General features: G+C 56.0%; 16 protein-coding genes, 1 pseudogene and 1 riboswitch. Of the genes and pseudogenes, 8 read left to right on the top strand and 9 right to left on the bottom strand.

Annotated elements, in window-relative coordinates; translation table 11 throughout:
• Positions 1–6: 6 nt before the first annotated feature.
• Positions 7–816, bottom strand: coding sequence for a TraX family protein (locus RWV98_RS09025; protein ID WP_317865368.1), 810 nt, complete (start codon positions 814–816; stop codon positions 7–9).
• Positions 817–938: 122 nt separating this feature from the next.
• On the opposite strand from RWV98_RS09025, the gene RWV98_RS09020 reads away from it, so the two are divergent.
• Both RWV98_RS09020 and RWV98_RS09015 read left to right on the top strand, forming a co-directional pair.
• A complete protein-coding gene (locus RWV98_RS09020) occupies positions 939–1,274 on the top strand; it encodes an arsenate reductase family protein (protein WP_317865366.1) in 336 nt (111 codons plus the stop codon).
• 189 nt (positions 1,275–1,463) lie between these two features.
• Positions 1,464–2,615: an IS481 family transposase gene (locus tag RWV98_RS09015; RefSeq protein ID WP_317865364.1), complete on the top strand. Its 1,152-nt coding sequence runs from the start codon at positions 1,464–1,466 to the stop codon at positions 2,613–2,615.
• A gap of 143 nt (positions 2,616–2,758) precedes the next feature.
• Here RWV98_RS09015 and RWV98_RS09010 read toward each other — a convergent pair whose 3' ends face one another.
• A complete protein-coding gene (locus RWV98_RS09010; protein ID WP_317865362.1) occupies positions 2,759–2,950 on the bottom strand; it encodes a helix-turn-helix domain-containing protein in 192 nt (63 codons plus the stop codon).
• Positions 2,951–3,078: 128 nt separating this feature from the next.
• Between RWV98_RS09010 and RWV98_RS09005 the strand changes: the two genes are divergently transcribed.
• Positions 3,079–3,327, top strand: coding sequence for a hypothetical protein (locus RWV98_RS09005; protein WP_317865360.1), 249 nt, complete (start codon positions 3,079–3,081; stop codon positions 3,325–3,327).
• Positions 3,328–3,722: 395 nt separating this feature from the next.
• Here RWV98_RS09005 and RWV98_RS09000 read toward each other — a convergent pair whose 3' ends face one another.
• From RWV98_RS09000 to lepA, 4 genes are all read right to left on the bottom strand, one after another.
• Complete coding sequence (locus tag RWV98_RS09000; protein ID WP_317865358.1) at positions 3,723–5,087, bottom strand: PFL family protein; 1,365 nt, start codon at positions 5,085–5,087, stop codon at positions 3,723–3,725.
• A 13-nt stretch (positions 5,088–5,100) separates the two neighbouring features.
• Positions 5,101–5,370 (bottom strand): ACT domain-containing protein, encoded by a 270-nt coding sequence (locus tag RWV98_RS08995; RefSeq protein ID WP_280960387.1) that lies wholly within the window; start codon positions 5,368–5,370, stop codon positions 5,101–5,103.
• A 120-nt stretch (positions 5,371–5,490) separates the two neighbouring features.
• Positions 5,491–6,633, bottom strand: coding sequence for a radical SAM family heme chaperone HemW (hemW, locus tag RWV98_RS08990; protein WP_317865356.1), 1,143 nt, complete (start codon positions 6,631–6,633; stop codon positions 5,491–5,493).
• Positions 6,633–8,441 carry a translation elongation factor 4 gene (lepA, locus tag RWV98_RS08985; protein WP_280960385.1) on the bottom strand — a complete coding sequence of 603 codons (1,809 nt, stop codon included), beginning with the start codon at positions 8,439–8,441 and terminating at the stop codon, positions 6,633–6,635. Before lepA ends, hemW begins: the two co-directional genes overlap by 1 nt.
• Positions 8,442–8,650: 209 nt before the next feature.
• Positions 8,651–8,775: riboswitch (FMN riboswitch) on the top strand.
• Between the two features lie 146 nt (positions 8,776–8,921).
• On the opposite strand from lepA, the gene ribD reads away from it, so the two are divergent.
• The 4 genes and pseudogenes from ribD (at position 8,922) to ribH (ending at position 12,329) form a co-directional block, all read left to right on the top strand.
• Entirely contained in the window at positions 8,922–10,019 is a 1,098-nt protein-coding gene (gene ribD / locus RWV98_RS08980) for a bifunctional diaminohydroxyphosphoribosylaminopyrimidine deaminase/5-amino-6-(5-phosphoribosylamino)uracil reductase RibD (protein WP_317865354.1), read from the top strand.
• A pseudogene (locus RWV98_RS08975) lies at positions 10,001–10,640 on the top strand (riboflavin synthase). Before ribD ends, RWV98_RS08975 begins: the two are co-directional and overlap by 19 nt.
• A gap of 15 nt (positions 10,641–10,655) precedes the next feature.
• Positions 10,656–11,852, top strand: coding sequence for a bifunctional 3,4-dihydroxy-2-butanone-4-phosphate synthase/GTP cyclohydrolase II (locus RWV98_RS08970; protein ID WP_317865350.1), 1,197 nt, complete (start codon positions 10,656–10,658; stop codon positions 11,850–11,852).
• A gap of 15 nt (positions 11,853–11,867) precedes the next feature.
• Positions 11,868–12,329: a 6,7-dimethyl-8-ribityllumazine synthase gene (ribH, locus tag RWV98_RS08965; RefSeq protein ID WP_317865349.1), complete on the top strand. Its 462-nt coding sequence runs from the start codon at positions 11,868–11,870 to the stop codon at positions 12,327–12,329.
• Between the two features lie 68 nt (positions 12,330–12,397).
• On the opposite strand, the gene RWV98_RS08960 is transcribed toward ribH, so the two are convergent.
• The 3 genes from RWV98_RS08960 to RWV98_RS08950 all read right to left on the bottom strand — a co-directional run bounded on the left by RWV98_RS08960 (position 12,398) and on the right by RWV98_RS08950 (position 14,275).
• On the bottom strand, positions 12,398–12,787 hold the full coding sequence (locus RWV98_RS08960; RefSeq protein WP_317865347.1) for a hypothetical protein: 390 nt from the start codon (positions 12,785–12,787) through the stop codon (positions 12,398–12,400).
• 24 nt (positions 12,788–12,811) lie between these two features.
• Complete coding sequence (locus tag RWV98_RS08955; RefSeq protein ID WP_317865345.1) at positions 12,812–13,006, bottom strand: hypothetical protein; 195 nt, start codon at positions 13,004–13,006, stop codon at positions 12,812–12,814.
• Between the two features lie 339 nt (positions 13,007–13,345).
• Positions 13,346–14,275 carry a sugar phosphate isomerase/epimerase family protein gene (locus RWV98_RS08950; protein WP_280960376.1) on the bottom strand — a complete coding sequence of 310 codons (930 nt, stop codon included), beginning with the start codon at positions 14,273–14,275 and terminating at the stop codon, positions 13,346–13,348.
• Positions 14,276–14,453: 178 nt separating this feature from the next.
• Between RWV98_RS08950 and RWV98_RS08945 the strand changes: the two genes are divergently transcribed.
• Entirely contained in the window at positions 14,454–15,857 is a 1,404-nt protein-coding gene (locus RWV98_RS08945; RefSeq protein ID WP_317865342.1) for an NAD(P)/FAD-dependent oxidoreductase, read from the top strand.
• Positions 15,858–15,859 lie beyond the last annotated feature (2 nt).

The following is a 15,859-nucleotide window of genomic DNA, read 5'->3' as shown; positions in this document are numbered from 1 at the left end:
CTTTTGTTATGCTAATGCGCTGCCCAGCAGGGACGCGGCAATCGCCAAAATATACACGTGCGCGGGATAGTAGATGTAGAATAGGTACTTCATGCTTCTTCCCTTTTCGCCGTTGTAGAGTAAGATAAACGGCAGCGACAGCCACATAAAGAAAATATATTGGATGTTCTCGGGCGTTAATCCGATTAAAAGCAGCGTAATGATACAATACAGTGTGTAGAATACCCCCGTAGCCAGCTTACTCTTACGGCAATAATAGAAGCCGATACCGAGCACGACGAATAGCGGGCCGCCCTCGCAAATCAGCGGCAAAGGTACAAAGATCATCAGCGCGTTGGCCGCGAGCGGCGCCGCGCTGAGCAGCGGCAGCAGTGCGAAGCTGAGCGCGATAGGCGCCAGAATCCCCAGAATACACAGCGCCATTCGGCCATATTGACGCATACGCGCCGCGCCGCGCAGGCCCTCGATACAAATGAGGTAAAAAACGATCAACGCCATGGTCGAAAAAATGCCGTTCATCACGATCACATTGTTTTGCAGCGGGAACAGCCGATTCATCACGATATTGCCGAGCTGCATTAACGTAGCGCCAATATATAGGCGCAGCAGGTATTTACCCCTGCTGTGCGTGTAGCCAAAACCGTTTGCCAGCATAAATACGAATATGGGGGCCGCGATCCGTCCGATCAGCGTTAATATTTCGGGCACATTCCATAGCGAGGAACCAAAATAATGAATATGGTCGATCGTCATGATGATGAGCGCAAGCAGCTTTAGCTGAAACGCATTGATTCCCTTCTTTTGTGTAAGCTCCATGTTTCTCTCCTTTTGTCTGTTTGTTCTATATGAATAATACAATAATGCAATTCATTTGTCAACCCCTTGTCTGCATCGTTTTGTCCTGCTATAATAAAGGGGTATAAAAGGAGAGTTAATCTATGAACATACAGGTTTTCGGCAAGAATAAATGTTTTGACACAAAAAAAGCGCAGCGTTGGTTCAAGGAGCGCGGTATTAAATTTCAAATGATCGATCTGGCGCAAAAAGGTATGTCCGCGGGCGAGCTGGACAGCGTTATAAAAGCGGTCGGCGGGCTGGACGCGCTGATCGACGAAAAGAGCAAGGGCTATGCTTCGCTCGCCTATCTGGCGTATGAAGCGGATAAACGGGAAAAGCTTTTGGAGAACGGTACGCTGCTCAAAACGCCCATTGTCCGAAACGGGCGGCAGGCGACGGTCGGGTTCCGGCCGGAGATTTGGGAAGCGTGGGAATGAGAGATAGGAAAAGCGCCGGCGGCTGCCGGCGCTTTTGTTGTGGCTCGCTTTGCTCGCAATGAAATACGCGGCGGCGTACGACGTGCAGAGGTCTGTATAGCCCAGTCACATAGTAAACAGTTTGTCCAAGCACATGGTATACAGTTTAGGAGTAAAATAACGGTATAAGTGGGAAAAGGAGAATTGCTTATGCCGTGGAAAGAGAAAACAGTAAAGTCAGAACGAGAAACTTTTGTAAAGGAGGCACAGCAACGAGAGATAAGTTTTAGCGCTCTATGTAGAAAACACGAAATCACACGAAAAACAGGTTATAAGTGGTTACGAAGGTTTCAGGCTGGAGAGGAACTGACCGACCGCAGTCGGGCACCGACGCATCAAAGAACCCAGACATCGGCAGCAACGCAAGAACTGATATTGTCCGCGCGGGATGAACATCCGGCGTGGGGTCCCAGAAAGCTGGAGCGATATTTGCAAAATAAAGGCTACACAGAACTGCCATGCAAAAGCACAATCGGCAATATTCTTAAGCGAAACGAGCGAATCGAACCGGAAATCAGCCAGAAACACAAGCCCATTAATCGCTTTGCCAGAGAATGTCCTAACGATTTGTGGCAAATGGACTACAAAGGCGACTTTACGATGCTCAATGGGCAGCGGTGCTATCCACTGACGATTTTGGATGACCACTCCCGGTTTTCTCTGTGCCTAAAGGCTGAGGACTCATTGTCCTACGAAAGGTTTTATCCTGCCCTTGTCCAAGTTTTCGAGATGTACGGTCTACCGCATGAGCTGTTGTGCGACAATGGGAAGCCCTGGGGCGACAGCAAGGGGGGTATCACCATGTTCGATGTGTGGATGATGCGTCTGAACATCCGGCCGATCCATGGCCGCCCCATGCACCCGCAGACCCAAGGCAAGGAGGAACGTTTTCACCGTACGTTGAAGGAAGAATTGCTTAGGCACCGCACAATGCTTAACTTATGTGATGCACAACAGGCATTTGATGACTGGCAGTATGAGTACAACTACGAACGTCCCCACTCCGCGCTTGGCCTTGATGTCCCTGCCAAGCACTATAAAGTCAGCAGCAGACCGTTCATTCAGCAGCCCCCGGAACCTGATTATCCTGATGGAGCTAGGCTTAGAAAAGTCAACTACAAGGGCTACGTTAGCATTTGTAGGCATCGCTACTATCTCTCTGAGGCTTTCGCTGGAACCTACCTCCAACTTACGGATTCGGGGGAGAATTCTGTTGACCTCCACTATGGCTCCTTCCGTGTGGCTTCCATCAATCTCAGCGAGAGATTGATTACTTCTAAGCACATTTATTGGGCCACATAAACTGTATACCATGTGCTTGGACATGTTGTATACCATGTGGGCTATACAGAGGGCGTCGCGCCCTACTTTGAGGGTCGTTATACTCTCTTTACAGCAACGCGACCCGTTCCCTTGTAGGGCGCGACGCCCTCGGCGCGCCGTTCCTATTCATCAGGAAACAACTTGATCTCAAGCACTTCACAAATTTTTGCCAATACATCGATTGACGGGCTTTTTCTGCCGCTTTCAATTTCATACAAATAAGGTTGCGTAATATCTGACATTTCAGCAAGCTGTTTTTGCGTTAAATGTTTTTCCAAACGACGTTTGCGAATTAAAACTCGATAATCTACCATAGCATTCACTTCCTTATGCTTTATTATAGCTTAGAGCAATTGTATAGACAATATAGCCCTTAGCCATTGACCGAATAGCATTTGCGTGTTATAATGGCTTATAGCCATTATAATTTGGAGCTGTCATCATGGAATTCAAACAATCCACATTATCCGAGCTGCGCGAGGAACTGAAATACTCTGTCGAAAACCTGCTGATCGACCTGTTTGTGATCGACTGCTTTGTGCGCTGTCCCGCAAAGGAGGAATGGAACGCCGAAGTACTGCGATCTTCCCTGCACCGCGCGGACACTTTTCTAAAGCAGCATACGGACGATGTTTATTCCGTGGTCAAAATTTTCATTCACAGGCTTGAAGAAGAGGCCGCGTCAGCATGACGCGGCCGCCCGCGACTACCGCCGCGTATTTAATCGTTCGCGCAGCGAACCACCATAGATAGCGACGGTCGTAACGCCCCCCATTCGTCACGCGCCTATGGCGCGCGCCACCTTCCCCTCGTAGGGGGAAGGCCAAGAAACGTGGGCGCGCCAAACAGTTCGGCCCGGCCGAGCGGAGGTACCCATCCAAATGAATCCCCCGGCACCCCGTTCCCCGGTTTTCTCCCAACGCCGCAAAATACGGCGGCGGGCATACGGGCGGCGCACCGTCAAATGTAGGGCCGAGTGACTCTCTCGGCCGCTCGCGGCTACCGCCGCGCATTTAATCGTTCGCGCAGCGAACCACCAGTAAACGCAATAAGTGAGGCCGCGTCAGTGTGACGCGGCCTCACTTTTTAGTTTTTCAGGCTCTGGATCGGGGCCGGAATACGGCCGCCGCGATGGATGAATTTCGCCGGGGAACCCGTCGAAATGGGCATGATCGGCGCGGAACCGAGCAAACCGCCGAACTCCACCATATCGCCCACCTTTTTGCCGATGGCGGGAATGACGCGCACGGCGGTGGTTTTGGAATTGACCACGCCGATGGCGATCTCGTCCGCGATCAGGCCGGAGAGCACCTCCGCCGTCGTGTCGCCGGGCACGGCGACCATATCGATGCCGACCGAGCAGACCGCCGTCATGGCTTCCAGCTTTTCCAGAGAAAGCGCGCCCGCCTGCGCGGCGGCGATCATACCCTCATCCTCGGAAACCGGTATGAACGCACCGGATAGGCCGCCAACGCTCGACGACGCCATAACGCCGCCCTTCTTAACCGCATCGTTCAGCATGGCGAGGATGGCGGTCGTGCCGCAGCATCCGCACACGTCAAGGCCGACCTCTTCCAGAATGCGGGCGACCGAATCGCCGATCGCCGGGGTGGGCGCGAGCGACAGGTCGACAATACCGAACGGCACGCCAAGGCGGCTGGACGCGAGCGAGCCGACCAACTGGCCCATGCGGGTGATTTTAAACGCGGTCTTTTTGATGACCTCGGCCACTTCATTAATAGAGCAGTCCCCCGCCCGCCGAATCGCGGACTGGACGACGCCCGGGCCGGAAACGCCGACATTGATCACGGTTTCAGGCTCACCGATGCCGTGGAACGCGCCCGCCATAAACGGGTTATCATCCACCGCGTTGGCGAAAACGACCAGCTTGGAGCAGCCCATCGATTCATTATCCCGCGTCAGTTCTGCGGTTTGCTTGATGATGCGGCCCATCAGCTCGATCGCATCGAGATTGACGCCCGCCTTGGTGGAAGCGACGTTGACGGACGAACAGACAAGCTCGGTCTCGGCCAGCGCTTCGGGGATGGAGTGGATCAGTATTTCATCGCCCTTGGCAAAGCCCTTTTGCACTAAGGCGGAAAAACCGCCGACGAAGTTGACGCCGGTCGAATGCGCCGCGCGGTCGAGCGCTTTGGCAAGCGGCACGTAGCTGGTGGCGTTCGTCACCGCGCCGATCATCGCGATCGGCGTTACCGAAATACGCTTGTTGATGATCGGAATGCCTAGCTCGCGCTCGATCTGCTCGCCGGTGGATACCAGCTTTTCCGCGCGGCGGGTGATCTTGTCGTACACCTTATCGCTGAGGACACCTATATCGTCCGACGCGAGGTCGCGCAGCGAGATGCCCATGGTAATCGTTCGGATATCGAGGTGTTCCTCCTCGATCATCTTGATCGTTTCTAAAACGTCATGTGTATTGATATTCGTCATGTTTCTCCCGCCCTCAGATCGTGTGCATGGCGTTGAAGATATCCTCGTGCATGGTGTGAATCTTCATGCCGAGCTCTTCGCCGTCCTTGTCGAGCAGGTCGACCAGCGCGGTGAAGTCCACCGTGCAATGATCGATATTGACCAGCATGACCATGGCGAACATATCCTCCATGACGTTCTGCGAAATATCAACAATATTGACCTGATGAGCGTACAGCGTGTCCGAAATCTTGGCGATAATGCCCGTTCGATCCTTGCCGACGACTGTAATAACTGCGCGCATTTTAATAAACCACCTTTTTAATTAGTAATGAGAAATTAGTAATTAGTAATTTATGGCGACTTGGCTTAAGCGTTAGGAGCGGTATTCAAAAATTACTCATTCCTAACTACTAATTACTAATTATTCCGTTGTGCCTGCTGAAACAATGAAGTTGATGATGCTGTTGGATACCAAAAAGCCCTTTTCGGTAAGGTGCCAGCGCGTGCCCTTGTGGGCGACGAGCTCCTGCCCCATCAGCGCGCGGAACGCTTCCTCGTAGGGCGTGGAATCGATGTTGTAGCGCTTTTCCAGATCGAGAAAATCAACGCCCTCCGCCGTGCGCAGACGCACCATCAGGTATTCGCCCTGCCGCTGGAAGGTGGCGATCTCGTCCTCGTCGCGGATGATGTCCTCGCCGCCGATATAGGCCTTGATATCCCGCGCGAACTCAAACCGGCGGCCATTCATAAACGAATGCGCGCCCGGACCAAGGCCGAGGTATTCGGAAAGATCCCAGTATTTTTGGTTGTGCCGCGAGCGGCAGCCGGGCTTTGCAAAATTCGATATTTCATAATGTTCAAACCCGTTTCTTGCCAGCAGGTCGCACAGCGCAAGGTATGTATCGGCCTGTTCGTCATCCTCCGGCAAAACCGGGGCTTCGCGCCCCATTTTCGTCGCGGGTTCCAGCTTTAGGCCATAGCAAGACAGATGGCGCGGGCCGAGCGCCAAGCACTCGGTCGCCGAGTGCAGCACTCCCTGCCGCGTCTGTCCGGGCAGGCCGTACATCAGATCCAGACTGATGTTTTCAAACCCGCGCTCACGCGCCAGATCGACGGCAGCCTTCGCCTGTTCAAACGTGTGGATACGGCCGATGCGCTTTAGCTCTTCGTCGTCCGCCGACTGCACGCCAAAGGACAGACGGTTCACCCCCGCCTTGCGCAACGCGTCCAGCAGTTTTTTATCCGTGCTTTCCGGGTTGCACTCTACGGTGATTTCAGCGTCTTCATCGACCACGAACTTGTTTTTGACTTCCTGCAAAATACGGGTCAAATACTTAGGCCCTAAACAGGACGGCGTTCCGCCGCCCAGATAAACGGTATCCACCGTGTAGCCGCCGCATACCCTGCCGTACTCGCGGATATGGCTGAGCAGCGCCGACACGTAACCCTTCATCAGGCTTTCATCGGTCACGGAATAAAAATCGCAATAACCGCATTTGGAAACGCAGAAAGGGATGTGCAGGTACAGCCCCAACGGTTTATTTTTATAACTGAATTTTCCCATTATTCCTCATCCAGCTTGAGCACCGCCATAAAAGCCTCGGTCGGCAACTGTACCGTGCCAAGCGTGCGCATCTTCTTTTTGCCTTCCTTTTGCTTTTCCAGCAGCTTTTTCTTTCGCGTGATATCGCCGCCGTAGCACTTAGCCAGCACGTCCTTGCGCATGGCCTTTACCGTTTCGCGCGCGATTACCTTGCCGCCGATCGCGGCTTGGATCGGTACCTCGAACAGTTGGCGCGGAATGTTATCCTTTAGCTTTTCGCAGATGCGGCGGGCGCGGCCGTAGGCCTTTTCCCGGTGCGCGATAAAGGACAGCGCGTCCACCTGATCGCCGTTCAGCAGCAAATCGACCTTGACCAGATCGCTTTTGCGGTAATCCAAAAACTCATAATCCAGCGAAGCGTAGCCCTTGGTGCGGGCCTTGAGCGCGTCGAAGAAATCATAAATGATCTCGCCGGTCGGCATTTCGTAGTGCAGCTCAACAAGGTTCGCGTCCAGATACTTCATATCCTTGAATACGCCGCGCCGGTCCTGACACATCGGCATGATGTTGCCGACATACTCCTGCGGGGTCATGATCGTGGCTTTGACAAACGGCTCGTGCGCCTCTTCGATAATCACGGGATCGGGGTAATCATGCGGGTTATCACACATGATGGACGTGCCGTCGGTCTTAACGACCTCGTAAATTACGCTGGGCAGCGTCGTGACCAGATCAAGATCGAACTCGCGTTCCAGACGCTCCTGAATGATCTCCATGTGCAGCATGCCGAGAAAGCCGCAGCGGAAGCCGAAGCCCAGCGCGACCGAGCTTTCCGGTTCAAACGAGAGCGCCGCGTCGTTCAGCTGCAGTTTTTCCAGCGCGTCGCGCAGGTCGGGGTATTTGGAGCCGTCCTCCGTATAAATGCCGCAAAAGACCATGGGGCGCGCCGGACGGTAGCCGGGCAGCGGTTCCGAAGCCGGGCGTTCGGCCTCGGTCACGGTATCGCCCACGCGGGTATCCGATACGGTTTTGATCGAAGCGGTAAAGTAACCTACCTCGCCCGCCGTCAGTTCCTGCTGCGCGGAAAGGCCGAGCGGCTGCATGTAGCCGCATTCCAGCACCTGAAACACCGCGCCCGTCGCCATCATGCGTACCTTCATGCCGGGCGTGAGCCGCCCATCCATCAGCCGCATGTAGACGATAACGCCCTTATAGGGATCGTACTGGCTATCAAAGATCAGCGCGCGCAAAGGCGCGTCCGCGTCCCCTTCGGGCGCGGGAATTTCGGTCACGATGCGTTCCAGCACCGAGCGGATGTTGATATCCATTTTAGCCGAAATTTCGGGCGCGTCCTCGGCGGGTATGCCGATGATGTCCTCGATCTCGGTCTTGACGCGCGCGGGGTCGGCCGCGGGCAGGTCGATCTTGTTGACAATGGGCACGACCTCCAAATTATGGTCGAGCGCAAGGTAGGTGTTGCCCAGCGTCTGCGCTTCGATGCCCTGCGCGGCGTCCACCACCAGAAGCGCGCCCTCGCACGCGGCGAGCGAGCGCGAGACCTCGTAGTTAAAGTCCACGTGGCCGGGCGTGTCGATCAGGTTCATCTCATAGGTTTCGCCGTTGTCCGCTTCATATTCCATGCGCACGGCGCGCGCTTTGATCGTAATGCCGCGCTCGCGCTCCAAATCCATATTATCGAGCAGCTGTTCCTCCATTTCGCGCTGCGAAACCGCCTTGCACTTTTCCAGCAGGCGGTCGGCCAGCGTTGATTTGCCGTGGTCGATATGGGCAATGATGGAGAAATTCCGTATCCGTTCGCGATTTTTCACACCGTATGGCTCCTTATCCGAAATCGAAAATTGCAATATGGAAATATTATAACACGTTTGCCCCTATCCCACAAGCGATTCTTTGACACGCCGGGCGATGAAAAAAGCACAAAAAAACCTTGCGAAAAACGCTTGCATTTTCACAGTGCGCGGTGTATACTTTACCCCAGTGAAACAAGAAAACTTATGGTTTCACAAGGTAACTGAATAATGTTCTTCAGGGCAGGGTGAAATTCCCTACCGGCGGTATAGCCCGCGAGCGGGTGCTTTGGCACCAAGCAGATTCGGTGAAACTCCGAGGCCGACAGTATAGTCTGGATGAAAGAAGAATGATGCGGATGGTGGTATCGTTGTACCCTTTTCCGTTTGTTTGCTGTTCTGGAATGTGGTTTTATCCGCATTTCAGTTTTTTTGTTTACGGCATTTTGCGCCCCGAAGGTATTTTTCGGGGCGCTTTTTATTTTTTAGGAGGGATGCATTTTGACCGATGAGGATTATATGCGCCGCGCGCTCATGCTGGCAAGGCGCGGCGAAGGCCGCGTCAGCCCAAACCCCATGGTTGGCTGCGTGATCGTGAAGGAAGGCCGCGTCATCGTCGAAGGCTGGCATGAAAAATGCGGCGGCCCGCACGCCGAGCGCGCCGCGCTGGCCGCCTGCGCGGAAAGCCCACAGGGCGGCACGCTCTACGTCACGTTGGAGCCTTGCTGCCACTGGGGCCGTACGCCGCCCTGCACGGACGCGATCATGGAAAACCGCCTTGCCCGCGTCGTCGTCGGCTGTCTGGACGCGAACCCGCTCGTCGCGGGAAACGGCGTGCAAACGCTTCGCACCGCCGGGGTCGCAGTAGCTACCGGCGTGCTGGAAGCCGACTGTAAAAAGCTTAACGAGGTGTTCTTTCACTTTATCCAAAACCAAACGCCCTTTGTGACCCTGAAATACGCCATGACGCTGGACGGCAAGCTTGCCGCCCACACGGGCGACAGCAAATGGGTGACCGGCGAAACGGCGCGGGCGCATGTGCACCGAACGCGAAACCGGCTTTCCGCTATCATGGTCGGCCTTGGCACGGTCTTGCAGGACGATCCCCTGCTCACCTGTCGGATGGAGGGCGGACGCGACCCGGTGCGCATCGTCTGCGACAGCCGCCTGCGCATCCCGCCAGACTGCCGGCTTGTGCGCTCGGCGCGCGTTTCGCCGCTGCTGATCGCGGCGGCCGAACGGAACGCGCGCGCGGAAGCGCTTGAGCGGGCGGGCGCGGAGATCCTTTTGTGCAACGCCGTGAACGGCCGCGTCGATCTGGCCGACTTGATGCGCCGTCTTGGCGCGCGCGGAATCGACAGCGTGCTGCTGGAGGGCGGCGCGGCCCTGCATTTTGCCGCGCTGGAAGCCGGTATTGTCCACAAGGTGCAGGCCTACATAGCGCCCAAGCTGATTGGCGGCGCGGGGGCTAAAAGCCCGGTCGGCGGTCAGGGCTTTGCCAAAATGGCGGACGCGCTGCCGCTGCGGCATATGACCGTCATCCCATTGGGCGAGGACTTTTTGCTGGAAGGAGAATTGGCATGTTCACCGGTATCGTAGAGGAAATGGGGCGCATTGCCCGGGTCGAGCACGGCGCGAAGGGCGCGCGTCTGTATGTTTCCGCGCGCACCGTGTTGGAAGGCACGAAACCCGGCGACAGCATTGCGGTAAACGGCGTGTGCCTGACCGCCACCGACCTAGCCGCAAACAGCTTTGCCGCCGATGTGATGGCGGAAACGCTGCGCCGGTCGAATCTCGGTGCGCTTTCGTCAGGCGCAAGCGTCAATTTAGAACGCGCGATGCCGGCGAACGGACGCTTCGGCGGGCACATCGTTTCCGGCCATATCGACGGCACGGGCGCCGTTATCGAGCTGCGTCGCGAGGACAACGCCGTATGGGTAAAGGTTCGCGCCGCCCCTTCCCTGACGCGCTATATGGTGGAAAAGGGATCGATCGCGATCGACGGCGTCAGCCTGACGATCGCCGCAGTATCCGAAAGCGATTTTTCAGTATCCGTCATTCCGCACACGGGCGCGGAAACCACGCTGCTCACCCGCCGTCCGGGCGACGCGGTCAATCTGGAATGCGACGTGATCGGTAAATATGTAGAAAAGCTGCTGGCTACGGAACAGCGGCAAGGGGATTACACCGGCCTTTCTGGCCCAAAACGGATTCTTTTAAAGGAGGAACCATCTGATGCAAAACACCATCGAACAAGCGCTCCAAGACCTTCGGGAGGGCAAGCTCATTCTTGTCATTGACGATCCGGAACGCGAAAACGAGGGCGACCTGATCTGCTCGGCGGATGCAGCGACGACGGAAAACGTCAATTTTATGGCGACCTTCGCCAAGGGCCTGATCTGTATGCCGATGTCCGGCGAGCTGGCCGACCGGCTCGGCCTGCCGCCCATGGTCGAGCAGAACACCGATAACCATGAGACCGCCTTCACCGTATCCATCGACTACCGCGAAACGACAACCGGCATTTCCGCCGAGGAACGCGGCCTGACCGCCCGCATGTGCGTCTCGCCGGACGTATCCCCCGCTGATTTTCGCCGCCCGGGCCACATGTTCCCGCTGCGCGCGGTAGAGGGCGGCGTGCTCAAGCGCGCCGGGCATACCGAGGCAACGACCGACCTATGCGCGCTGGCAGGGCTGCCCGCCTGCGGCCTTTGCTGCGAAATCATGCGGGACGACGGCACGATGATGCGCACGACCGAGCTGACCGCGTTTGCCAAAACGCACGGCCTGACCATGATCTCCCTTGCCGACCTAATCGCCTACCGCCGCCGCACGGAAACGCTGATCGAGCGGGTGGCGTGCGCGGATTTCCCCACGCGGTACGGTCATTTCCGTATTTACGGCTATGTCAATAAGCTGAACGGCGAGCACCACGTCGCCATGACCATGGGCGATGTAACGGATGGCGCGCCCGTTTTGGGCCGCGTGCACTCCGAATGCCTGACCGGCGACGCGCTTGGCTCGGCCCGCTGCGACTGCGGCGAGCAGTACGACGCGGCCATGCGCATGATCGCCAAGGAAGGACGCGGCGTTATGGTATACATGCGGCAGGAAGGGCGCGGCATCGGCCTGATCAACAAGCTAAAGGCTTACGAATTGCAGGATAAGGGCATGGACACCGTGGAGGCCAATGTGGCGCTGGGCTTCCCGCCCGATCTGCGGGATTACGGACTGGGCGCGCAGATACTCAGCGATCTGGGCGTGCGCCGCCTGCGGCTGCTGACCAACAACCCCACCAAGGTGGTCGGTTTGGGCGGCCATGGAATTGAAATCGTCGAGCGCGTGCCGATCCAGATCGCCGCCAACCCGCACGACGCGTTCTACCTCAAGACCAAGCAAAGCAAGATGGATCACATGACCGAATACAAATAAACGGAGGAACAGAAAATGAAGCTGATCGAAGGAAAACTGACCGCGCCCGCCGGCAAATTCGCCATTGTCGCCGCGCGGTTTAATGACTTTATCGTGTCCCGCCTTGTGGAGGGCGCGGAGGATACGTTAAAGCGCCACGGCGTCGCGGATGAGGATATTGAGCTTGCCCGCGTGCCGGGCGCGTTCGAGATACCGCTGATCGCGAAAAAGCTGGCGGAAACCGGCCGCTACGCGGCGGTCATCTGTCTGGGCGCGGTCATTCGCGGCTCCACCTCGCACTATGATTTCGTCTGCGCCGAGGTATCCAAGGGCGTTGCCTCGGTCGGTTTGGAAACCGGCGTGCCCACGCTGTTCGGCGTTTTAACGACGGACAGCATCGAACAAGCCATCGAGCGCGCCGGGACCAAGGCGGGCAACAAGGGCGCGGACGCCGCCCTCTCCGCGCTTGAAATGGTCGATCTGGCGCGGCAGATCTAAATCTTATCGCATCAAAAAACGCGCGCGCACAGGCAATGACCGCCTGCGCGCGCGTTTTGCTATGCTTATCAGCTTTTCTTTGCCATGCGGTATCTCGTGATAACCGTTTGAATGATCTCCGGGGTCTCAATCTCCCTCGGCACGGGCGGTATCTTTTGTTGCTCCACATCCCGAAGGCTTTGGAACAGGACAAAATACATAGAACCCAAGCCTGTCACGGTCCTATCCGTTATGGGTATTTTTTTGATGTCCTCTACCTCTAAAACCGACAGCAGCGCTTCTCTGATATAATTACTGAAATGCACGCCGGCCCGCTTGTCCTTGGATAAACTGCTTTCCACCGCTTGCCATAAATAATTTCCCAGTGCAAGGTGCGCCGTGGGATATTCACGAAACAGGCGTTCCCCATATTGAATATAGGTGTAAACATCTTCCCACGCCTCGGTCAAGTCTTTCATGGTATGTCCTCCATAAGCCAAATGCTATTTCCATATCAGCTCGTTCGCTTCATGAGGTTCAATGGCTCCGTACGCTTGCTCGACCTCATTCAAATAATTGATTAAGACAAATTCAATATAGTTTGTCATGGAACGATGTTTGTTGGTCGCAAGGACACCAATTTTATTATAAACGTCTTCGGCAAGGCGTAAGGTGAAAACTCGTTTGTTGGTAACCATAAAACCATCCTCCTTTGCGGGTATATTTTTATGGTACAACAAAATCAAGTATTTTTATGCAGTCTACGTGATAGCTATATGATATCACTTTTTGTATTACCAGATTACCTCAATTGAGTTAACCGACATTTTCAGTTTGTCAAGCCCTTAGGCAAAATTGGTTCGTTTCCGTACATATTTTGCATCCTTGCAGCCTGCTATCTCCCTACGAGCGGCGGGGTGAGGTCACCCCGCCCTACAGCGCCGCTTAAAAGTAGGGCGGCGTGACCCCACGCCGCCGTTTGCGGCTACCGCCGCGCATTTAATTGTGAGCGTCAGCGAACCACCGAGCTCCGCTGATCAATCGATCACCAGCGCCTCGCGCAGTGTGCGCAGGCTGGCGAGGTGGCCGTCCAGCATGGAAAGGGTCAAGTCCTCCATCTCAAGCGCTACCTCTTCATCGTACCCCGACATGCGCGCGACCGAGAAAAATTCCTTCCACCACTTGGCGTCGTGTCCCGCGCCAACCGCGACGAAGTTCCACGCGCGCCCGGCGAAAGCGTCGATCGGCTTGGTGTCCAGCAAGCCGTTGGGCTGCCAGTAGCGGCGTTCCGGACGCGAATCCTTTCCGTGAATATGGTACAGCGCCTGATGCTCGCCCAGCACACGCGCGGCCTCGATCGGGTCGCCGCCCATCCAGAACAAATGGCTGGGGTCGAGGTTCATGCCGACCATCGGGCCGACCGCGTCGCGCAAACGCAGGCAGGTTTCCGGGTTATAAACGAGCTGCGCGCCGTGGTTTTCCAGTGCGATACGCGTAACGCCGCAATCCTCTGCCATTTGAACGATATCCTTCCACACCGGGATGGCGACCTCGTTCCACTGATAGTCCAAAACATCCTGCGTTTCAGGCGGCCAAGAGGTGGTAATCCAAACCGGCGTTTTGTCGCCCTTGCACCCGGCGGGCAGGCCGCTCATCATAACGATTTTCTTTACGCCGAGCTGACGCGCCAGTTCAAAGGTCTTTTTCGTTACGTCCATTTCATGCTCATACGCAAGCGGATTGCCCGAGCAATTAAGCGCGCACAGCGTAAGGCCCTTGGCGCGGATCGCATCGTACCATTTCTGGCGCGCGGTCGCGTCATGTACGAGCAGGTCAAGGTCGCAATGGGGCGCGGCCGACCAGTTGCCGGTGGCGATCTCCAACGAAGCGACGCGCTGCTCCACGCAAAAATCGAGCATTTTATCAAAGGGCATATCGAGGGTACATGTTTTTACTGCAAGTTTCATGATTCCGGTTCCGCTCCTTTTTTCTTTTCTTGTGCTCATTTTAACATACTATATAACCGGTCCGCAAGCGTTTCGGCCGGTGTTTGGCGGCGCGCCCTGATTTCCCGTTTTCCCTTGCAAAGCCGGGCGCTTTATGATACAGTCATGTTGCTTTGATAGAAAGAAGGGAGAAAAACGGATGGACGCGGACGTTATTATCGTGGGCGCGGGCCCGGCGGGTATTTTTACCGCGCTTGAAATGTTGAATCAAGGTACCAAGCAGCGCATTCTAATGGTAGAAAAGGGTCAGCCGGTCGAAAAGCGGCACTGCCCCAAGGCAAAGACCGGCAAATGCATGAACTGCCGCCCCTATTGCCATATTACCACCGGCTTTTCCGGCGCGGGCGCTTTTTCGGATGGCAAGCTTTCGCTTTCCCACGAGGTCGGCGGCGATCTGCCCACGCTGATCGGCCCGACGCTCGCGCAGCAGACGATCGATTATACCGACGGTATCTATCTTTCCTTTGGCGCCGATCAGCACGTGGAGGGCGCGCAGAACACCGAAGAGGTAAAGGAGATACGCAAACGCGCGATTCAAGCGGGTCTAAAGCTGGTGGACTGCCCCATCCGCCACCTTGGCACGGAAAAGGCGCAGCAGATCTACGGCGCGATTCAAAAACACCTGCTGGACAACGGCGTGGAGCTTCTATTCGGCTGGGAATGCCGCGACCTGATTCTGGATGGCGAGACCTGCCTTGGCGTATCGCTCGCGCGAAGCGGTGAAACGCGGGAGCTGCGCGCCAAAAACACCATCATCGCGACTGGGCGGCGCGGCGCGGATTGGCTGGAGTGCATCTGTGAGGAGCACCACATCGCCCACCAGCCCGGCACGGTCGATATCGGCGTGCGGGTAGAGGTGCGCAGCGAAGTGATGGAGCGCGTGAACAATATTCTTTACGAATCCAAGCTGATCGGCTATCCGCATCCGTTTAAAAACAAGGTGCGCACCTTCTGCCAGAATCCGGGTGGCTTTGTTTCGCAGGAAAATTACGATAACGATCTCGCGGTCGTGAACGGGCATTCTTATAAGGAACTGAAAAGCAACAACACCAACCTTGCTATTTTGTGCTCGCACAACTTTTCCGAGCCGTTCAACCAACCGATCGCGTATGCCCAAAAGGTGGGCGAGCTGACCAATATGCTGGGCAGCGGCCACATCCTCGTGCAGCGCTACGGCGATATTCTGGACGGCAAGCGCACTTGGCAGCAGGAGCTTTCCCGTTCCAACCTAACGCCCACCCTGCCGGACGCGGTCGCGGGCGATATCACCGCCGCCATGCCCTATCGCGCGATGGTCAATATTCTGGGCTTTATGCAGGCGGTCGATCAAGTGGTGCCCGGCTTCGCATCTATTGAAACCCTGCTGTATTCTCCGGAACTGAAATTTTACTCCAACCGCGTGAAGATGGACCAAACGTTTACGACCAGCCTTACCGGCCTTTTCTGCCTTGGGGATTCCTCCGGCTGGACGCGCGGCCTGATGATGGCTTCCGCCATGGGCGTGCTGATGGGCCGCCGCCTTGCGGCGGAGGAATCAAATTAATT

Origin of the sequence: Agathobaculum sp. NTUH-O15-33, assembly GCF_033193315.1 — a bacterium.
Lineage (GTDB): Bacteria > Bacillota > Clostridia > Oscillospirales > Butyricicoccaceae > Agathobaculum > Agathobaculum faecihominis_A.
Note: the sequence above shows the minus strand (reverse complement) of the source record. Positions and strands in the feature narration are given on the sequence as shown.